Origin of the sequence: Algibacter ulvanivorans (assembly GCF_048381495.1) — a bacterium.
Lineage (GTDB): Bacteria > Bacteroidota > Bacteroidia > Flavobacteriales > Flavobacteriaceae > Algibacter_B > Algibacter_B ulvanivorans.
In genome coordinates, this window is sequence record NZ_JBLWGD010000054.1 from 1 (window position 1) to 310 (window position 310).

Consider the following 310-nt stretch of genomic DNA (forward strand, 5'->3'; position numbering starts at 1 on the left):
TGTACGCAAACTGTGACTGTAACCGATAATATCAATCCGACTTTTGTAAACTGTGCTGCACCGGTATCTGTAAATGTTGACGCTAATGGCTGTTCTACAGATGCCGCTAATGTCAATCTTGGAACGCCTACTGTGGATGATAACTGTAACACAACATCCATATCTAATGATGCACCTGCCGTGTTCCCTTTAGGAGAAACAACTGTCTAATGGTCCGGCGACGATCGAGCTGGAAACTCGGCCACTTGTACGCAATCTGTGGCTGTAACCGATAATATCAATCCGACTTTTGTAAACTGTGCTGCACCAG

General features: G+C 45.2%; 1 protein-coding gene. It reads left to right on the forward strand.

Features of this window, described 5'->3' with window-relative positions; translation table 11 throughout:
• Positions 1–210 (forward strand): hypothetical protein (locus tag ACNG5D_RS15955; RefSeq protein WP_418184522.1); only part of this gene is annotated, 210 nt, incomplete at its 5' end.
• Positions 211–310 lie beyond the last annotated feature (100 nt).